The organism is Bacteroides sp. B1-V-101 (assembly GCF_023656585.1).
Lineage (GTDB): Bacteria > Bacteroidota > Bacteroidia > Bacteroidales > Bacteroidaceae > Bacteroides > Bacteroides thetaiotaomicron.
The window spans coordinates 13,434-33,518 of the sequence record NZ_JAMOKH010000050.1; the positions used below are offsets into that span (position 1 = coordinate 13,434).

Consider the following 20,085-nt stretch of genomic DNA (forward strand, 5'->3'; position numbering starts at 1 on the left):
TATCTATTTACCATTCTATTGACACATTCACACCGGCAGGATCGTTCTCGAAACTCAACAGAAGAGTTTTGGATGATTCATCCCATTCCGGTTGTTCCTCTTTTCCATTCACACGTATTTTCTCTGGTTTACGAGGCAAGAGGACTCTTGATACATTCGTTGTATTTATCGGACTTTTGGCTACAAAGGAGTAACTTTGTTTGCCCACTTTCTCATCATAGATACGAGAAGCTCCACAGAGTACTTTTGCTTTTATTTTATTGGATACTTTATTCAGATCATAAAGATACCCCTGTTCACCCGGTTGGATTTGTTTGGAAGTCAGTACCGGCAGATCTTTGTCGAACAGGTCGATATATAATCCGGATAACGTCAGTGGCTCTTTGGAAACGCTTTCGTCCATGACAGCAGCAATGGTATATGGGCCACGTTCTACAATGAAGCTGTTCTTGGTTTCTATCTCTATCCCTTGCTTTTCCTGATAAGCAGATGCGATCGTTTCAAAATATTTCTGATCGTTTCCGGCTTTCAAAACAAAATGTTTGGGGTCTTCACGCATCACAATCACCGTTCCTTTACCATAGTGGTAAGTTCCTTCACCCGGATTACGGGACAGATTCATCTTCTCGAACAGGTGTTCCGAAGGCGCTTTATATCCATTTCCTTCTGTATTCCACCATTCCAGTACCGTTTGGTAAGGGTCGATATCTTCTCCACAATAGATAAGTACTCCGCCTTTCTTCACCCAATCAGCCAGATAGTTGTGATATTCCGGTTTCATCGGTTTCATGTTTGAATAAGACATGACAAGTATGTGGAGTCCTTTGAATGTTTCTTTGAAAGGAGTATTTTCCATGTGTACCAGCTCTACCGGAATACCACGCTTCAACAGAGGCAAAGTTTGTCCGTAGAAACTGGAAAATTGCGGATCATCGTAACCGTTATGATTAGGAAAACGTTGAAACATTAGTGAGTTTGCCATCAGTACGCCGATGCCCTGTGTACCTGTAATCTTTTTATCGGAAGTACGGATATCATTCAGCGTATTAATCATTGTCTGCATCTGGGTGGAGTAAGAACGGGGAATGCGTTCTTTCTGATCCGTTCCCGCTATCCGGTACAGTCCCTGATAGATACGGTCCGGCCAAGGCATTACTTCGTAGGTATCTACCATAGGATACATCAACTGTGCTGCAAAAGTGGCCTGATAGTTGATTTTATAGTCCAGCCAGTCTTTCGCACGGTCTTCGATCGGGTCTGTCAGGAAATACATTTTCCGGTTCAGCGGTGCAGTCATCGACTTCATACACCCGTATTCCAGAAACGCGTTCTCGAATACACGTTCTTTCTGCACGCCGTTATAGAAATTCGGTTCGCGGGCAGTCCCTGTCCATACCTGGGCAATGTAGCCGTCTACACAATCCAATGAAGCCAGGCTGGCTTCCGGACTTACAATCTGCCAAGAAGTATAATTAATCAAAGAATGCGTCGGCACATAACATTTGATGTCCAGTCCTTTCGATTTTCCGTATTCTTTGGCATAAGTGAATATCTTATCCAGCGCATTATAGTACAGATGATATTTCAGTTTGTTGGAAAGGTATGTGTTTTCGGGAGATTCGTGCTGAGCTCTCCAGGGGAAATTATAATATTTCTGCCATTCGGATTTAAAAGCTTCGCTATATCCGCCACGCATCCAGAACTCCGGTTCTTCCAGATATATGGATGTTATCCCGGCGTCTATCACCCGTTTGATCTGTGTTTCCTGCATATAGCGGATAAAACTTTCGGTAGGTACGATATAAGGGATCAGATGACCATGAGCTATTTCATTTCCATTACGGTCGCGCTGTCCTTCTTTCAGATGTCCGTCTACTCCATCCCATTTCCCCAGAAAGTAGTCCTTGTAGTCTCCCCAGGCAACTCCGGTCATAAATTCCGTCAGATAACCTTTGTCTCTCCATGACTGAATGCGTTGTTCAAAAGTTACTCCGGGCTTATCCAGTGTACCATATACCATCGTGGCATCAGCACGTACGTCTGTTTCGGGTTTCCAGGGTTCAGCAGTCTGAAACGTGGTCTTTGCTTCTTTGCTTTTTCCTTTTTGCGCATAAGTAGCATGATTGCAGGCAAGAAGCAAGCCGAGAGCAATCAGCAAATGTTTATTGTTCATGATATTCAGGTGTATTTTCATTTCTATATCTGGTCGTTACCCCGTTTCTCTTCGGATTATTTTTCTGCCGGAAACAGAAGCATCAATGCCGGTATACCGGAAGCCGAGTAGCTGTCTATCTCAGCACCGGCCGGTAATACTTTCTCATATTCTCCACCACATACATTACGTGTCTTATCCCTGTTTGCCCAACCGGATTCGATATTACGTTTCAGGAACGGGATATATTGTGTTTGTCCGCAGTCGTATACCAGCATAGCTATGTATTCTGCAAAAATAGCCGTATAGATACCTTGCTCGATTCCTCTTTCAAAGGGCAGCAGGTTATGCTTCGCAGACATTTCATTGACTGTATAGTCTGCTGCAAGGATTGCATTATCCAGGTAGCGTTTTTCTTTAGTCGCCTTGTAAAGCAATACGGAAGCACCGATAAAGGTAGCTTGATTATATACATGCGCTTTCCAGGCTGGATTACCATTGCCATGACGACTATCAGCTATCCGTCCCGTCTTCTTGTCCAACAGGTTTTCTACTCCCCATTCATAAATCTCTTTACCTTTAGCCAAATACTGTTCTCTTGTCTGATACTTGGGTGATTCTTCGGTTGATTCTTTTCTCTTCTTCGGAACATTATTGTATAGTGTAAGTGCTGCTACCACGGTAGGAAAATTGATACAAGCCATCTTTCCGTCACCCGGTCTGTTCGGCTTGGGATTATGGATCGGCTGCCATTGCCAGAACATCCCTCCGTTCTCTTTGTCATATGATCCTGTATCGCCTACTTTCTTAGAACCGTACCATACACGGCTGAAGCTCTCTTCAGACAGTTTCAGGTATTCATCCACACCAAAGAGTTCGTATGCACGTGCCAAAGAGATCGTCCACCACATGATATCATCATAGATAAACCATCCGGTATTTTCATTATTATTATCGAAATCAAAGTGACAATATTGGGCTTTATTTCCAGCAAATATCTTTTCGCAGAGCTCTTTGTAATAGCCTCTTTTCTTTTTATCTTTCTGAGCCTTCGCCAGTTTATAGGCGTTCATTGACATATCCCAGTAAATAGGCTGGCACCAGATAGCCGCTGCGCCATGACCACGGTCTACCGCCTGTTCATAGGATGAAGTTGTCTTATAGATATATTTATCCGGGTCGAGCAGCGTATTATTAAATCCTTCGTATGCCGCCCATACATCTTCATTGGTGTAAGACCCTGTCTTCTGGTTCGTTTTTTCTGAGCTATCAGCCGCCCATACAGTAGTAGTTGATATCGCCAGCAGTAAAGCTACCGCCAAAAGAATTTTGCTTTTCATGATAGTTGATAAGTTTTAATATTTTTCCTGTTACAAAGATTGCAGAAATAGACGAAAAAGAACGATAATCTCTATTCAATAAAGAACAAATACAGACCAAAACGCCCTTTTAAAGTATCAGATAACAGCGTATATATATAAATTCCCCTTACCCGGCGTACCGGATAAGGGGAATTTATATACAATATTTCCGTATATTTTAGATTATCATTCTGATCAGAATTTTGGAGCGACAGCCTCCAAAGAAGGTTCAGCGCCTTTCACAAATGGCCAGCCACCTTTCCACTGTACACGATCCATCATCAATACACGACCCTCGGGATTAGCAACACTTACCGCATGATAGAACATCCAATCGTTTCCTTTCTTATCTGTCACCAGTTCTGAATTATGCCCCGGACCGACAAATGCTTTATTCTTCTGAATCAATATCTCATGATGATTATCCGACATTGAACGCCCTTTCTTGTCAACATAAGGGCCGAACAGATTCTTCGAACGCCCCACAACTGTAGTATATGTGCTCTTCAAACCTTCACAGCAGCGGCCGATGGAAGCAAACAAATAATAATAACCATCCCGTTTATGAATATACGTACCTTCATAAGCAGTACCGGCTATTTGCTCTATTGGAGCACCTTTCTTCAAAGAGAGACCATCTTCTGTCAGTTCCGTACCATATATTCCGTGGAAGCTCCCCCAAAAAAGGTATTTCTTTCCATTATCTTCAATATAAAAAGGATCAATGCAATTCTGTATATTGATTTCATTGCTCCGGAATAATTTACCCAAATCGGTAAATGGTCCTTCCGGCTTATCAGCAGTAGCAATACCAATACCACATGTCCACTCACCTCCCCAAGTGGACATAGAATAATACATTACGTATTTATCACCGATTTTATTAATATCCGGTGCCCATATTCTCCCTTTAGGTTCGAAGTTTGGACGGGTAGCATCTGTAAAAGCAGTACCTACATAATACCAGTTTACCAAGTCTCTTGATCGATGAATAGGTACATTTTTAATACTTTCAGTTGCGTATAGATAGTAATATTCATCGTCTCCTTTTATAATAGTAGGATCGGGCAAACTAAAGTTTATTACAGGATTAGCATATGTTTTAGCGCGAACAGGTGTTGCCAAAGGGCTAGCTCCTACTCCTTCAAAAGTCATACGGACAGGCTCTATTTTTCCGTCTCTATTAAAATACATACGATCTATACAAGTTGCACGACTGTTCGCTGCAGTTTCGCCCAACGGACGACGGTGATAAATGATATACCATTCATCTGCTCCGGGACCTTTAACTACCGAATGATGACCAGCACCGGTTGCTATATTAGTATCTTGCTGCAGAATTTTTCCGACTCTTTCAAACGGACCGAACGGTGAATCCGCAATGGCATAGGCTACACTATAATCCGGACCTCCCCAGCCACCTTCCGACCACATAAAATAATATTTCCCATTATGTTTCAGCATAAACGGCCCTTCCACATAATTTTGGGGAGTCACTTCCTTATAGATAGTACCATCCTCAAAAGGTACAATACTCAATAAATCCGGTGCCATCTTCACCATATTACAATGTCCCCAACCACCATAATACATATAATATTGTCCATCATCATCCTTAAATACAAACTGATCAATCGGCTGAGCACCATTTACTATTTTATCAATCAACGGTTTTCCCAACGCATCTTTAAAAGGTCCAGCAGGATTGTCTGCTACAGCAACGCCAATTCCGCCTAACTCATTATTATTTTGGATATCATTGGCTCCGAAAAAAATGTAGTACTTATCGTTCGCATGTATGACAGCCGGTGCCCACAAAGCACGACGAAGCCAACTGATATTTTCTTTTTCCAGTATTCTCGGATGCTTGGTCCAGTTCACCAGATCTTTTGATGAGAAAGCATCCATGAATATCTGATCATCATAAGCGGCAGAATAGGTAGGATAAATCCAGTATTCATCTCCAAACACAATCCCCTCCGGATCGGCATACCAACCAGGGAAAATAGGATTACCACTCGTTTTCGGAAGCTTACTTTTGTTTTGGGCAAATATAGATACAGAACAGCAAATTACACAGAAAAGAAAAAGATGTCTAAGTTTCATATATTATTTATTTAAAAGTTCACTTCGCAAAGATGAGAAAAAACAAAGAAAAGTTTCAGAAATTACAGTTCATTTAACAACAAAAACTGACCATTCTACTTCCATTTGCATGATTTATCAATATTTTATGCTTACTTTGCATTGTCATTATCAAATGAGAAGTACCATGAGAAGCAGATTGTTTTTATTATCCATTATCTTATTAATCGGTGTCTCTTGCCAGCATAAGAAGGCTACAACAGAAAAAGAAACTGTAGCCTCTGGAGATACCTATACAAACCCGTTACTTGAACGTGGAGCAGAGCCATGGGCTATTTTTCATGAAGGCAAATATTATTATACACAAGGCTCAGAAAACAGAGTCATACTTTGGGAAACCGATGATATAGCAGACCTCTCACATGCTACTCAAAAAGATGTATGGATACCCACCGATCCCAGCAACTCCTATCATCTGTGGGCACCCGAAATTCATCGTATAAACAACAAATGGTATATTTACTTTGCCGCAGACGACGGCAATATGGATAATCACCAGATTTATGTTGTCGAGAATGAAGCCGCCAACCCCATGGAAGGAACATTTGTGATGAAAGGGCGCATACAGACAGATAAAGACAACAACTGGGCAATCCATGCCAGCACCTTTGAACATGATGGCCAACGCTATATGATATGGTGCGGCTGGCAAAAACGAAGGATAGACAGTGAAACCCAATGTATCTACATCGCTACTATGGAAAATCCATGGACACTATCTTCTGACAGGATTCTCATCTCCAAACCTGAATACGAATGGGAATGCCAATGGGTAAATCCGGATGGCAGCAAAACAGCCTATCCGATACATGTAAACGAAGCACCCCAATATTTTGAATCAAAGAATAAAGACAAAGCATGCATCTTCTATTCAGCCAGTGGTAGCTGGACTCCTTATTATTGTGTCGGATTACTGACTGCAGACGCAAAAGCCAACTTACTCGATCCGGCTTCCTGGAAGAAGTCTCCGGTTCCGGTACTACAGCAAGACCCAGAAAACAATGTATACGGTCCCGGCGGAATATCTTTCACTCCGTCTCCGGATGGGAAAGAATGGTATATGCTATATCATGCCCGCCAGATACCGAATGACGCTCCTGGCGCATCCGATTCCCGTTCTCCCCGTTTACAGAAGATAGACTGGGACAAAGACGGAATGCCCGTGCTGGGAACTCCTCAGAAAGAGGAGGAACCAATGGCAAAGCCATCCGGTTCCCCTATTCATAAAAAACAGAACTAATTACAGATTGTACTCTGAGGACCGAGATAAGAACGCTTCATTCCTCCCAAGTCAATGACAATCTTTTGAATAACGACGCCCGGATCACCACAGCGTATCTGCAAAGTGTGCTTACCGGGCTTCTTTACATATAAAGTGGACTTATTCACTCTGCAATTCTTTAATACGCTATCATACCAGATTTGAGAATATTCGATAGCCGAAGTGGAAGGAGTAGAAATGGAACCATCATCTATACGGACACTATACTTTGTATCCGAGTTAGTATGTTCCGGCAATTTGTAGTCCCGCTCAGCATGCAAGGGAAATGTCGGCAAAACATACGTATATACATCATAAATCCCGGCATTAAATGTATAGAAATCATATTCCACTCTGGGGACATCACCTGCACGATACATTTGTAAGGGAGCTGTCGGATTCCCCAACTGCAAAGAGCGCCCCTCAAAACCAAGTCCCGGAAGGATACTCATCCGAATGTCATTACTCTCAAACTTCCGGTGGAAATCGGCTGCCGGAATAGAAATGTAACCATTCTCCTCTACATACAATCCTTGTACTTCTGTGCGTGCAGGAGACTCAGGATTGAATACAGAAACCAGTACAGTCTCCTTCTGGGTGCCGGAAGTTATATCAATTTGTCCTTTCACCTTTTCTCCTGCCGGCACCTTATCCCAGTCAACAGATATATAGATACGGTTTTCCGCAGACGTCTTACCACTTTTCTGAGAGATCAGTATCCAGTCTTCCGAAGGCGTGATGCTCCAGCTTAGTTCTCCGGTCCCCTGATTATATATATCTATCCAATGACTTTTACGTGAATAAGTGCTGTAGGCGGGCAATGTATGAAAACTCATTCCTCCTTTATCCAAATTTTCGCTTTCTGCCTGAAGTCCTAGCTTAGGAGCGCCAACAGGTGTGTATTCCTCTTCCATCAATGGGATCATGAAATAGGAACTCGTACCATCATAGTTCTGTTTTAAAGACATCATGTGCTTCCATTTTCCATCCAGCAGAGAGTTGTATCCATCGGTTATGATTTCGAGACTATCATGATAGCATTTCACCTGAGCCTTAAGCAGATTGGCTGCAGCACGTTGCTGACGGACATACTGACGGTAAAACTGTCCTTTGATGGTCATATGATTCATCAGTTCGGCCCCTTTCACCGGATAGTATAATAATTGATAGAAAGCCGGTTTACTCTTTTCGTCCAATGAAGCTAACAAGTCCTCCGTTTTTTTCCCAATACGGCTATACTCAGTCAAGCGTCTTTCCGCTTCATTATAGTTAGCAAAAGAGAACTCCGTATCCGTACGTTTCTCTCCGCCTCCCCAATAGTTATTCCAATATCCCCAGCCCATGTACTCCGGCTTTCTGGAAAAAGCCAGATTTATATGAGAACAAGTAATATCTTCCAATGTATCGTAGTACTCCTCACCAAACATCTTTGCCAGCCAACGTGCCGGATAAGTGGCGACATTATCCGCATTGAAGCTGTCTATATCATAAGCCATATCGAGGAAAAGGGAGATTTGTGTTTCAGCCCCTTTCAAGTCTCCGCAATTCGCCAGCCAGACACGATCGGCAGTGGTATCATACGCCTTACGAAGTTCTTCATACATCAATGCCGGAGGGGTAGTACTATACCACAAATAGCTATGAGGAACGCCCAAATAAGATATATGATAGTAAACGCCTGCACGTCCGGAACGCTTTTGTTCCTGCGGACCACTCAAACGTTTCATATAACCGAAATTATCATCCGCCCAGATAATTGTAACATCATCCGGCAATTCCAGTCCGTTCGAATAGATTTCCAGCACTTCCTTATAAGGCGTAAATGCCTGTGGGATTGTTTCAACAGGTTTGTCGATATGCCGGGCAATGATATCTCTCTGAGCATTCAGTGCACTTTCCAGCATTTTAACCTTTTCCCGCATCGGCACATCTCCACCACCCATAGCTGCATCATGCAGGCCTCTTAAAGCCAGCGTATATACATTTTCATACGCACAGTTTTCCTTCACACGATTACTCAATACCTCGTTGATCTTATCTTTGTTCTTGTTATAATCCCATGGTCCCATCGTCTTGCTGTCCCATTCGCTGGCAGTGTTCAGCAATAACGGTTCGCAGTGACTGGACCCCATAACAATGGCAAAGGTATCAGCTACCAGTTTATTTTCCGGTATCTTATAAAATGCGGTAGAAACGGGGTGCATGGCCGGTGCCAGATGATTAGCTTTCAGTCGCAGCAACAGCTCGCATATTTTGGCATAGGTACGAGGGCCGATATTTCCTCTTTCTTTCTCGAATGTCTTGGCAGCCCAAGGTTTCAATCCCCAGTCTTCGTCATTTAAGAAAATCCCCCTGTACTTCACCGAAGGAGTCTTGGACAGAGTGGCGGGAGCATCGACATAAAGCGTCTTATGTTTCTTCACCGGAACATCAGCCCACCAGTACCAAGGAGACACTCCCATCATTTCCGAAAGAGAGAAAAGTCCGTACGCAGCTCCCCGCCTGTCGCTTCCCGCTACTACCAGCGCTTTGCTGACTCCGGGGAATGGACGGGAAACCGTCTGAATCAGGAATCGTTCCCATGCCCCTTCCAAAGAAGAGATATCTAGCTTGCCCTTCTCAGCTAACTGGCGGATCAGCCGATTTTTCTCAACTGTACCCACAATAATAATCTCTTTGTCGCCTTTCAGTTTGTCCGTCAACCGTAATTGTTGTCCGGTCACTGATTCGACATCCGAAACAAAAAGCTCCGCAGTCTTATGTACCACCAGATAGTCATCAGTATCATAAACTACTACAGCTTTCGCTTTCGAAGTAACCAAGGGAAAAGCATACTTACTCTGAATAGCATTCTCTTTAATGACTACCTGCGACTGTAGGGCAGAAGTAACCGACAATACTATTAATAAAAAAAGGATTCTCATTGATAAAGTTTATTATAGTTGTTTTTCAGTTTATTTACTACTATCCGCGGAAACATACGATTGTTCTCCCTCCAAAAGTCATAATTATCTCCGGTAATATAAGCTACTTATTATTCAATTAAGGATAAAAAATAACCATTATCGCATGAAAAGCTGTCATTCACTATAAAATGACGAGCATTTATCATTTATTGAACAGCAAATTTCCTTCATTCTTCTCTGATTGGCTTTTCTTTGCAATATTCCTTTTAAGGAGATTTACTTCTTCTATTTAACATATATAAAGATAATTACCATGAAAAAGAATTTTCTAGCAGTGCTATTCGCATTGGCTCTTTGTAGCCCGACATTCGCTCAATGGAAGCCCGCCGGTGATAAGATAAAGACTCCGTGGGGTGAGCAGTTGAATCCTAAAAACGTATTACCAGAGTACCCACGCCCCATTATGGAACGCCAGGATTGGAAAAATCTGAATGGTAGCTGGAATTATGCAATTACTAAAAAAGGAGAACCGGCACCAAGCAATTACCAAGGAGAGATATTAGTTCCGTTTGCAGTGGAATCTTCCCTGTCAGGAGTAGGCAAAACTGTTAACGAACATCAGGAATTATGGTATCAGCGTACTTTTGATGTACCGTCAGCCTGGAAAGGCAAACAAATACTACTGCATTTCGGAGCTGTGGACTGGAAAGCCGACGTCTGGGTAAATGACGTAAAAGTAGGACAACATACAGGAGGCTTCACTCCATTCTACTTTGATATTACTTCCGCATTGAATAAGGGCAATAACCAGCTGGTTGTGAAAGTGTGGGACCCCTCTGACCGTGGCGAACAGCCGAGAGGAAAGCAAGTAGAAAGACCGGGAGGAATCTGGTATACACCAGTCACAGGTATCTGGCAGACTGTATGGCTGGAACCGGTAGCTGCCCAGCATATCGCCCAACTGAAAACAACTCCGGATATCGACAAGAAGACCGTCAAAGTGGAAGTAGCTACCAACGTATGTTCTCCGGACAAAGTGGAAGTGAAAGTATTCGACGGCAAAAACCTCGTAGCCAAAGGAGCAGCGCTCAATGGCGTACCGGTAGAATTAACAATGCCGGAAGACGTTAAATTATGGACACCCGAGTCTCCTTCACTTTATGATATGGAAGTCACTCTTTATAAAGACGGTAAGGCTATAGACCAAGTGAAGAGTTACACCGCTCTCCGCAAATTCTCAACTCATAAAGACAAGAATGGCATTACACGCCTGCAACTCAACAACAAAGATTATTTCCAGTTTGGTCCGCTCGACCAAGGTTGGTGGCCGGACGGCTTATACACAGCGCCAACAGACGAAGCATTGGTATATGACTTGAAGAAGATCAAAGACTTCGGCTACAACATGGTGCGCAAACACGTAAAAGTAGAACCGGCACGTTGGTATACTTATTGCGACCAACTCGGACTGATCGTATGGCAAGATATGCCGAACGGTGGCCGCGGTCCTGCCGAATGGCAGATGCACAAGTACTATGACGGCGCAGACGCCATCCGCTCCGCAGCATCAGAAGCTAACTATCGCAAAGAATGGAAAGAAATTATCGACTACCTGTATTCTTATCCGAGCATCGGCGTATGGGTACCTTTCAACGAAGCATGGGGACAATTCAAGACTCCTGAAATCACTAAATGGACGAAAGAATACGACCCCAGCCGTCTGGTAAACCCTGCCAGTGGAGGTAACCACTACACGTGCGGAGATATTCTCGACCTTCATAACTATCCCGGACCGAACCTCTATCTCTACGATCCGATACGCGCTACCGTACTGGGCGAATATGGCGGTATAGGTATGGCACTGAAAGGACATCTGTGGCTGGCAGACAAGAACTGGGGCTACGTGAAGTTCAACACGCCAGAAGAAGTGACTAATGAATACATAAAATATGCAGACCATTTATTGGAATTGATCGAGAAAGGCTTCTCGGCTGCCGTATACACACAAATCACAGATGTGGAAGAAGAAGTGAACGGTCTGGTTACTTACGACCGGAAAGTGATCAAAGTAGACGAGCCTAAAATCAAAGCCATCAACCAGAAAATTTGTAACTCGCTAAATAAATAAAAGTTTCATATTAATGAATAAACTATTCTCTACAATCATGTCAGTTTGCCTCGCATGCAATGTGCAGGCAACTGACCTGTTTAAAACGAGTCAGGATATCGCTTTGCGCGCACCGTCCGTACCTCTGATCACTTCCGATACTTATCTTGCTATCTGGTCTCCCTACAACGAACTGAACGAAGGGAACACCGAACACTGGACAGCCGCCACCCATCCTTTACTGGGCGCGCTCCGGGTGGACGGGAAAGTATATCGTTTCATGGGCAAGGACAAGCTAAACCTCGAAACAATCCTTCCGATGACAAACACCGAACGTTGGGAAGCAAAGTTCACCATGAGCCAACCGGCGGCCAACTGGATACAGCCCCAGTTCGATGATTCCGGATGGACCAAGGGCAAAGCCGCTTTCGGCACCAAAGACATGAAACGCATCGGCACAGAGTGGAACACCGAAGACATCTGGGTACGCCGTAGTTTCAACCTCAATCAAGACCTGACAAACGACATTATCTACTTACGTTATTCACACGACGATGTATTCGAGCTCTATCTGAACGGAGAAAAACTGGTGGCAACCGATTATTCCTGGAATGACGATGTTACCATCGAACTATCCGCATCAGCTAAAGCCAAGCTCCGTAAAGGAACAAACATTATTGCAGCACACTGTCACAACACAACCGGCGGAGCATACGTTGATTTCGGCCTGTTCCGTGAGAACAAACAGCTCAGCAACTTCAAGGAAGCTGCTATCCAGAAGTCTGTCGATGTATTACCGACACAGACCTACTATACATTCACCTGCGGTCCGGTAGAACTGGATCTTGTATTCACAGCACCTCTGCTGATGGAAGATCTTGATCTTATCTCGACTCCTATCAACTACATCTCCTATCGGGTACGTTCACTCGACAAGAAACAACATGATGTGCAAGTGTATATCGAAACAACCCCGCAACTTGCCGTACACGAACCGTCACAACCAACCATCTCAGAAAAGGTCAGCAAAAACGGAATGGATTACCTCAAGGCAGGTACCATCGACCAGCCTTACGTAAAACGTAAAGGAGACGGTGTACGCATCGACTGGGGATATGCTTATCTGGGAAGTAACAGCGCACCCAACAAGGACTTAAGCATAGGTAACTACTATGACATGAAGCAAGCCTTCATCACCAACGGCAAACTATTGCCCAACTCCCAGGATTTCATTACCCGCAGCGAAAGCGACATGCCCGCTATGGCTTATACCGAAAACTTAGGCAAGGTAGACAATCAAGGGAAAAGCGGATATGTGATGTTAGGCTACGACGATATCTACTCTATCGAATATTTCTACGAACGCCGCATGGCATACTGGAAACACAACGGTCAAGTCAGCATCTTTGATGCTTTCGAACGTGCGCAGGCTTCTTATCCCTCATTGATGAAACGTTGCCGTGCCTTCGACCAACAACTGATGGCTGATGCAGAAAAAGCCGGAGGCAGGAAATATGCCGAACTACTCGCATTGACTTACCGCCACTCCATTACCGCCCATAAACTCCTTACCGACAAGGAAGGCAACCTGCTTTTCTTATCCAAAGAGAACCATAGTAACGGCTGCATCAATACAGTAGACCTAACTTATCCATCCGCTCCACTATACCTTATTTACAATACGGAACTGATGAAGGGAATGCTCAACTCTATCTTCTACTACAGCGAAAGCGGACGCTGGAACAAGCCTTACCCCGCTCATGACTTAGGAACTTATCCAATAGCCAACGGGCAACTTTATGGTGAAGATATGCCTATCGAAGAAGCCGGAAACATGATTCTGGTAACTACAGCCATCTCTATGATGGAAGGCAATGCCAACTATGCTTCCAAATACTGGGAAACATTATCAACATGGGCAAACTATCTGATTGAGAACGGTCTGGACCCTGAAAACCAACTTTGTACAGATGACTTTGCCGGACATCTGGCACACAATGCCAATCTTTCCGCCAAAGCGATCATGGCAATCGCCGGATACGGAGAAATGGCACGTATGCTGGGCAAAGAAACGACCGCGAACAAATACATCGAAACCGCCAAAAGACTGGCGATAGAATGGGAGAAGATGGCATTTGACGGCGATCACTACAAACTGGCATTTGACAAACCGGGAACGTGGAGTCAGAAATACAATCTGATATGGGACAAAGTGTTTAACATGAACATTTTCCCGCAGAAAGTATTTGATACGGAAATTCCTTTCTATCTGACCAAGCAAAATAAATATGGTTTGCTATTGGACTCCCGCGCACAATATACCAAATCCGACTGGGTACTATGGAGTGCCTGTATGTCTCCAGACGATGCTACGTTCCAAAAGTTCATCGACCCGATCTATACTTATGCGAACGAAACAACTTCCCGTGTGCCTATCAGCGACTGGCATGATACGAATACAGGAAAGATGATGAATTTCAAGGCACGTTCCGTAGTAGGTGGCTACTACATGAAGCTACTGATGGAAAAAGTCAAAGAACAGAAATAAAACGAATACTCTTTTCCTCGTTGAATATAGACAAACAGCCCTTTTGCCTAGCGTAAAAGATGCTGTTTGTCTTTTTTCATATCATTTAATGATACGATCAGTTTTCCGGAGTTATATCATCAATCAGATATTGCCCGTCAACGTTAACCACTCTGACCGGGATACTCACGGCACGTTCATACTGGCTGCCTTTAGCCGAAGTATAGTTAACCTCATACCAATTATCATTCAGATGTTTCACCGACAATGTTTTCATGTCATTTTCACCTAAATCTTGCGCACGAATGATCGGATCGGCATCTGTCGCCTCTATCAGCCTATCAACTTTCTCTATCAGCTCTTTGGTCAGAAACTTTTGCTTAATTGAATCCCCAAGTGCGAGAGCTTCTTTACCGGTGGACATGAAACTGGCAGCATAAGCCTCATAAAAGTCTTCAATCATGCTGATGGCTTCTTGTTCAATTCTACTACTGTCCGACACATTCGCCTGTACGTCAGCTGGTTCTGCCGATGTATCCATATTCTTCCGGCTCTGATTGGAACAGGAAAGAAGAAGCATTACGGACTGCAATAATAACAAATGTACAATTCTCAATTTCATAACATTAATGGTTCTTGTTTTAAACTAATAATCAGATTTCCAAACTAATCAGCCTCCCCCTTCAGAATCTCTTCAGTTTTATCCTGACCGGTATAAAAATCTATATTTGCAAAATAACACAAATATTTCCAGAAATAAAGCGTCAGGAACATTCGCACATCACGATCTGTTTTAAAATCACTGCAAAAATGATCCGTGTTCCTGGCAATTTCCCAAAATATCATAACCGAAGAAACTCCTCCTGTCGCATTTTCCGCTTTGACATACGCTTTCAAGGCCGGATGAATGGCCGGTTCCAATTCTCTTTGCCAATATGTGAAGCCATCCAACCGTTTCTTAAACGGCAATATTATATACTCAACCTGAGCTTTCATATACGCATATTGTAGTGAATCGGCAACAAGGCTAAGAGAGCCACCATGCTCCTGCTGATTCTTGGATGCGCTTGTTGATAAGCATCAGACTGACGATATTCTGACGGAGAAACACCATCCGGAACAAACAGCGTGCAAGAATCATTCAGAATAGCTCCATCAACAAAATAGGAATGAAGTAAACCACCCGCATATAGTTTTTCATTAATCTGTTTCAGCCGAGCTTTGTCTACATCCAACAGATAGTTGAAGTGATATCGTTCCAAGCCCTTTACCAATAAGTCAAGAGCATCTTTTCGACCATAATTTCTTTCCAACGTTGCTTGAAAAAAATTCATCATTTCCGATTCCAGTGAATCTATCTCAGCTTCCTTATTCTTCTGCCCATAGGAAGAAAGCACAATAAGCTGAAACAAAAAAATAAAATAATACTTCATATGAATATTAGTTTTAAAATCAAATTATAGCAACACATTAATCTTTTCCACATCGGCGTGTCAGGCATTAACAACTGAGTTGACAAGTATTAATATCCAACGCGACAGCCGTTAATACCTGAGGAATCAACTATTAACAGCTGAGAAATCAAATAACAATGCTTGTTATGATAGCTATCAATGCTTGGGACGCAATATAACAAGCATTGTTACAGCACTTACCTTTCAAGCCTTGAAAGTACCTATCCCTGCCTTTTACATTATACACCTTGACCCCAAAAAACGGAGCAAAACTTGCATGCATCCTGCACTACACAAAAGTTTGCAAAAGTAAAAAACATCTGCCATCTGCAACAAAATCGAAATAGTGTATTGATTATCATCTACTTGCAGCGTTGCAGATACCTGTTGCAGATATGTTGCAGATACTTTATCTGCAACACATAAATAGCCCGATAATTTCTGTTTCTACAAGAGACAGTAAGTATTCATAGGTGAAACCACGGTTCCCAAGCGGGAAACGACCAGAAACAACAGTCATCCCTATGTTTTCATTTACCACCCAGCATCTCATGAATTACATCCTCTCTTTTATTGCTAAGTTCATCCATCAACTTTTTCGTGTGTTGTCTTATTGCTGGACTGAAGATTTGGGGATACTCCTTTTCGATTTCATCCAAAGAATAATTCTTGTTATCCCTCAAAAAGAGTACGAATACATAATTCATCAGGTCTGCTTCAGTTGGTTTCTCTTTCAAGCGTTTTTCAAAAAGAGAGGCAGCTTGTTTGTAAGCATCCATAGCCAGACTCTTTTTAGCATTCTCTTCCAGCATCATTCCCTTACCTAAAATATAGTAAGGATCATCCGGAGAGAATTTCTCCATTTGCAACATGGTTTGCAGTGCTTTCTCCTTCTGTCCCAACGCCATTAAGTATTTCACCTTATTTGCATATGCCAGTTTGTATGAAGGCTCCAAAGCTATCGCCTCATCTGAAAGATGAATTGCCTTATTTAAAGAATCGGAATCATTAAAGAAACCCGCAGTTTTCACTGATTGGTTATTCTTCTCAACTGCTTTGGGAGAAATCTGAGCTATCGCAAAACTCGTGTTCGTACATAAAAGCAAAATAATAAGTGTTCTCATAATTCTATTTATTATCATTGATTAGATTTTGTTTAATGTGATACACAAAGAACGACAAAAAACAATGAAAACACGAACATTTTCTATTCAAAAAATGATAAAATCTATTCAACAATAAAAATAAGGCAGCCTTTCTCATTCAGTACAAACGAATTTTGATAAAAAGAATTATCAACATGAAACAGCAATCCGATTAGTATTTATAGAGTAATGAACAGTTTCTTTCTTAGATTGAACGTTTTTTTTCCTTCTTTATTCATCGAAACCGCTATCTTTGTAGTAGTTCACATGATACTAAAATAGCACAGAGAAAGTGCTGAACATAAAAATCATACAATAAAATAGACAACTAAAAATAGACAGCACTAATATGAAAAATAAACCGTTATTATTTTTACTCTCAGTATGCGGACTTTTAGCAATATCTGCACGTGGAGAAAATCCACCCGCTAAAGTGATATTCGAACAGTACATGAATCAAGCTCAAACTTTTGCCGATAACTATCCGCGTGAAAAAGCATATCTGCATTTTGATAATACAAGCTATTATGTGGGCGACACGATATGGTTCAAAGCATATGTCACTCTTGCCGAAAAACAAGTTTTCAGTTCAATCAGCCGTCCTTTGTATGTGGAACTGGTAGATCAGGCAGGGCACGTTACTGATAAACAGATCATTAAACTATCACAAGGAGAAGGCAACGGGCAGTTTGTACTCCCCCAGTCAATGCTATCCGGTTATTACGAAGTACGTGCTTACACCCGCTGGATGCTTGCATTCAGTGATCCGCAGTACTTTTCACGTACTTTCCCTGTCTATCAGCTTTCTCATAGCGACCAGTTGGAGCGTAGTATCAGCACCTATGAGTTGAGTCCGTCTATGGAGAAAAGGCCGGAAGAAACAAGAGAGAAGCTGAGTCTGCGTTTCTTTCCGGAAGGAGGACAGTTAGTCGAAGGGGTAACTTCGCAGGTTGCTTTCAAAGCAGAAAGCAAAAATGAAGGAAATATTCAATTATCAGGCACACTTTATACCAAAGAAGGGCAAGAAATCACGTCTTTTGAAACTTTACACGATGGAATGGGAGCTTTTGAGTATACGCCTTCTGCTCTGCCGGCAATCGCTAAAGTAAACTTTCAAGGAAAACAGTATGAATTTACCCTCCCTAAAGCACTGCCAAGCGGGTATATTCTGAAAGTAGGCAATAATGCAGGGGCTATTTCTGTGACGGTATCATGTAATGCAGCGACCCCGCAGGATACATTAGCCGTTTTTATAAGCCATCAGGGACGTCCCCATGCCTATCAGCTTATCCACTGTCAGGCAAATAAGCCTCAGCAATTTACAGTATTGTCGCGCAAGTTACCGGCAGGAGTCTTACAAATCAGTCTGCTCAATCGTGCCGGAAATACTTTATGCGACCGCTTTATCTTTGCTTCTCCACGGGCTCCTTTACAAATCTCGCCCAAAGGTTTAAAAGAGATTTACGCTCCTTATGCTCCCATCCGCTGCGAACTGCAGTTGAACAACGCCATAGGAGAACCGATACCCGGCAAATTATCAGTCAGTATCCGTGACGCCGTCCGCTCTGATTATATGGAATATGATAACAATATCTTCACCGACCTTCTACTTACATCGGACTTGAAAGGCTACATTCATCAACCCGGCTACTACTTCACAGAGAGTTCTCTCCGGAAACAGAAGGAACTGGATATACTGTTAATGGTACACGGATGGCGTAAATATGATATGACACAACAGATCGGTATCAGCCCATTCACCCCACTTCAGTTGCCAGAAAGCCAACTGGTACTTTATGGACAAGTCAAATCTACGATTCTCAAAAACAAGCTGAAGGATATAGCTCTCAGCGTAATGGTGAAGAGAGATGCAGAGATTATTACCGGTCAGACCGTTACGGATGAGAACGGACATTTCAGCATTCCGCTGGAAGATTTCGAGGGATCAATGGAAGCTGTGATCCAGACTCGCAAAGTGGGAAAAGAACGAAATAAGGACGCTTCTATTCTCATCGACCGGCATTTCTCGCCTGCTACGCGTGCTTACGGTTACAGAGAGTTGCACCCGGAGTGGAGCAACATTGCCCACTGGCAACAGGAAGCTGAAAAATTCGACTCTTTATATATAGATTCCATCCGTCGGGTAGACGGGCTTTATCTTTTGGACGAAGTTGAAATCAAAAGTAAGCGGCGCCGTCAAAGTACGAATATGGCGACTAAAATTAATGAGCAAAGTATTGATGCCTACTATGATATACGCCAGGCTGTCGATCAGCTTCGCGATAATGGCAAAGTTGTCACCACTATCCCGGAAGTGATGGAAAAATTAAATCCACTCTTTTACTGGGACCGTTCCAATGATAACTGTACTTACCGCCAGAAACCGATCTGTTATATTATGGATAACAAAATTCTATCGTCAACAGAAGTAAACATGATGCTGACTGAAATAGACGGTTTGGCTTCTATTATCATCAGTAAAGGCACAGGAGGAGTAGATGATGAAATTATCCAGAATACCAAAATGTCTAATTCCAATGATGTAGATGTATCGGAACTGGACAAATATAGTATTTTCTACCTCATTCCATTGCCCAAACATGATGTTCTGAATAAACACGAGACTGCAGCTCTTGGTACCCGGCAGACTGTTATGCAGGGATATACACCGGCATTAGAGTATTATTCTCCTGCTTATATAGATAAAGAATTATACATAGATAAAGCAGACAAAAGACGAACTCTTTACTGGAATCCGACTGTGCAGACGGATGAGAATGGTAAGGCAGTGATCGAATGTTACAATAATCAGTATTCCACGCCATTGATTATTCAAGCTGAGACACTGAGTAATGACGGGAAGCTAGGGAGCGTGACGTATTCTACAGTTGCAGAAACGAAATAGTATGCTTTAGGATATTTGACAATAAACGGCACACAATCAATCCTAAAATAACTTTTCAAAATAAGAGAAGAGGGTGAATTCAATACTTGAACTTCACCCTCTTCTTGAATCATTAGATTAGC

12 protein-coding genes and 1 pseudogene are annotated in these 20,085 nt (G+C 42.7%); 4 read left to right on the forward strand and 9 right to left on the reverse strand.

Annotated features, from left to right (window positions below; translation table 11 throughout):
- Positions 1-7 precede the first annotated feature (7 nt).
- From NBH01_RS23525 to NBH01_RS23540, 4 genes and pseudogenes are all read right to left on the reverse strand, one after another.
- Positions 8-2,173 carry a hypothetical protein gene (locus NBH01_RS23525; RefSeq protein ID WP_225679907.1) on the reverse strand — a complete coding sequence of 722 codons (2,166 nt, stop codon included), beginning with the start codon at positions 2,171-2,173 and terminating at the stop codon, positions 8-10.
- A 56-nt stretch (positions 2,174-2,229) separates the two neighbouring features.
- A complete protein-coding gene (locus tag NBH01_RS23530; RefSeq protein ID WP_225679905.1) occupies positions 2,230-3,492 on the reverse strand; it encodes a glycoside hydrolase family 76 protein in 1,263 nt (420 codons plus the stop codon).
- A gap of 216 nt (positions 3,493-3,708) precedes the next feature.
- Positions 3,709-4,638: a family 43 glycosylhydrolase gene (locus NBH01_RS23535; protein ID WP_225679926.1), complete on the reverse strand. Its 930-nt coding sequence runs from the start codon at positions 4,636-4,638 to the stop codon at positions 3,709-3,711.
- Positions 4,636-5,619, reverse strand: a pseudogene (locus tag NBH01_RS23540) (glycoside hydrolase family 43 protein); the annotation flags it as partial. The pseudogene NBH01_RS23540 and the gene NBH01_RS23535, both read right to left, overlap by 3 nt.
- 166 nt (positions 5,620-5,785) lie before the next feature.
- Between NBH01_RS23540 and NBH01_RS23545 the strand changes: the two are divergent.
- Positions 5,786-6,898, forward strand: coding sequence for a glycoside hydrolase family 43 protein (locus NBH01_RS23545; protein ID WP_195381255.1), 1,113 nt, complete (start codon positions 5,786-5,788; stop codon positions 6,896-6,898).
- Here the strand turns inward: NBH01_RS23545 and NBH01_RS23550 are convergent.
- On the reverse strand, positions 6,895-9,843 hold the full coding sequence (locus tag NBH01_RS23550) for a glycosyl hydrolase 115 family protein (RefSeq protein WP_195382343.1): 2,949 nt from the start codon (positions 9,841-9,843) through the stop codon (positions 6,895-6,897). The two genes, NBH01_RS23545 and NBH01_RS23550, sit on opposite strands and share 4 nt — an antisense overlap.
- A 295-nt stretch (positions 9,844-10,138) precedes the next feature.
- Between NBH01_RS23550 and NBH01_RS23555 the strand changes: the two genes are divergently transcribed.
- A complete protein-coding gene (locus NBH01_RS23555; RefSeq protein ID WP_117578044.1) occupies positions 10,139-11,953 on the forward strand; it encodes a glycoside hydrolase family 2 protein in 1,815 nt (604 codons plus the stop codon).
- Between the two features lie 13 nt (positions 11,954-11,966).
- Positions 11,967-14,480: a glutaminase domain-containing protein gene (locus NBH01_RS23560; protein WP_225679903.1), complete on the forward strand. Its 2,514-nt coding sequence runs from the start codon at positions 11,967-11,969 to the stop codon at positions 14,478-14,480.
- Between the two features lie 97 nt (positions 14,481-14,577).
- Here NBH01_RS23560 and NBH01_RS23565 read toward each other — a convergent pair whose 3' ends face one another.
- The 4 genes from NBH01_RS23565 to NBH01_RS23580 all read right to left on the reverse strand — a co-directional run bounded on the left by NBH01_RS23565 (position 14,578) and on the right by NBH01_RS23580 (position 17,037).
- The gene (locus tag NBH01_RS23565) at positions 14,578-15,081 is read right to left on the reverse strand and encodes a hypothetical protein (protein WP_225679901.1); all 504 of its coding nucleotides are present in this window, start codon (positions 15,079-15,081) and stop codon (positions 14,578-14,580) included.
- 44 nt (positions 15,082-15,125) lie between these two features.
- Positions 15,126-15,455, reverse strand: coding sequence for a hypothetical protein (locus tag NBH01_RS23570; RefSeq protein ID WP_011108854.1), 330 nt, complete (start codon positions 15,453-15,455; stop codon positions 15,126-15,128).
- Entirely contained in the window at positions 15,452-15,892 is a 441-nt protein-coding gene (locus NBH01_RS23575; RefSeq protein WP_225679899.1) for a hypothetical protein, read from the reverse strand. Before NBH01_RS23575 ends, NBH01_RS23570 begins: the two co-directional genes overlap by 4 nt.
- Before the next feature lie 551 nt (positions 15,893-16,443).
- Complete coding sequence (locus NBH01_RS23580; RefSeq protein WP_225679897.1) at positions 16,444-17,037, reverse strand: hypothetical protein; 594 nt, start codon at positions 17,035-17,037, stop codon at positions 16,444-16,446.
- Between the two features lie 370 nt (positions 17,038-17,407).
- On the opposite strand from NBH01_RS23580, the gene NBH01_RS23585 reads away from it, so the two are divergent.
- On the forward strand, positions 17,408-19,963 hold the full coding sequence (locus tag NBH01_RS23585) for a hypothetical protein (protein WP_055299928.1): 2,556 nt from the start codon (positions 17,408-17,410) through the stop codon (positions 19,961-19,963).
- The last annotated feature ends 122 nt before the right edge of the window (positions 19,964-20,085 follow it).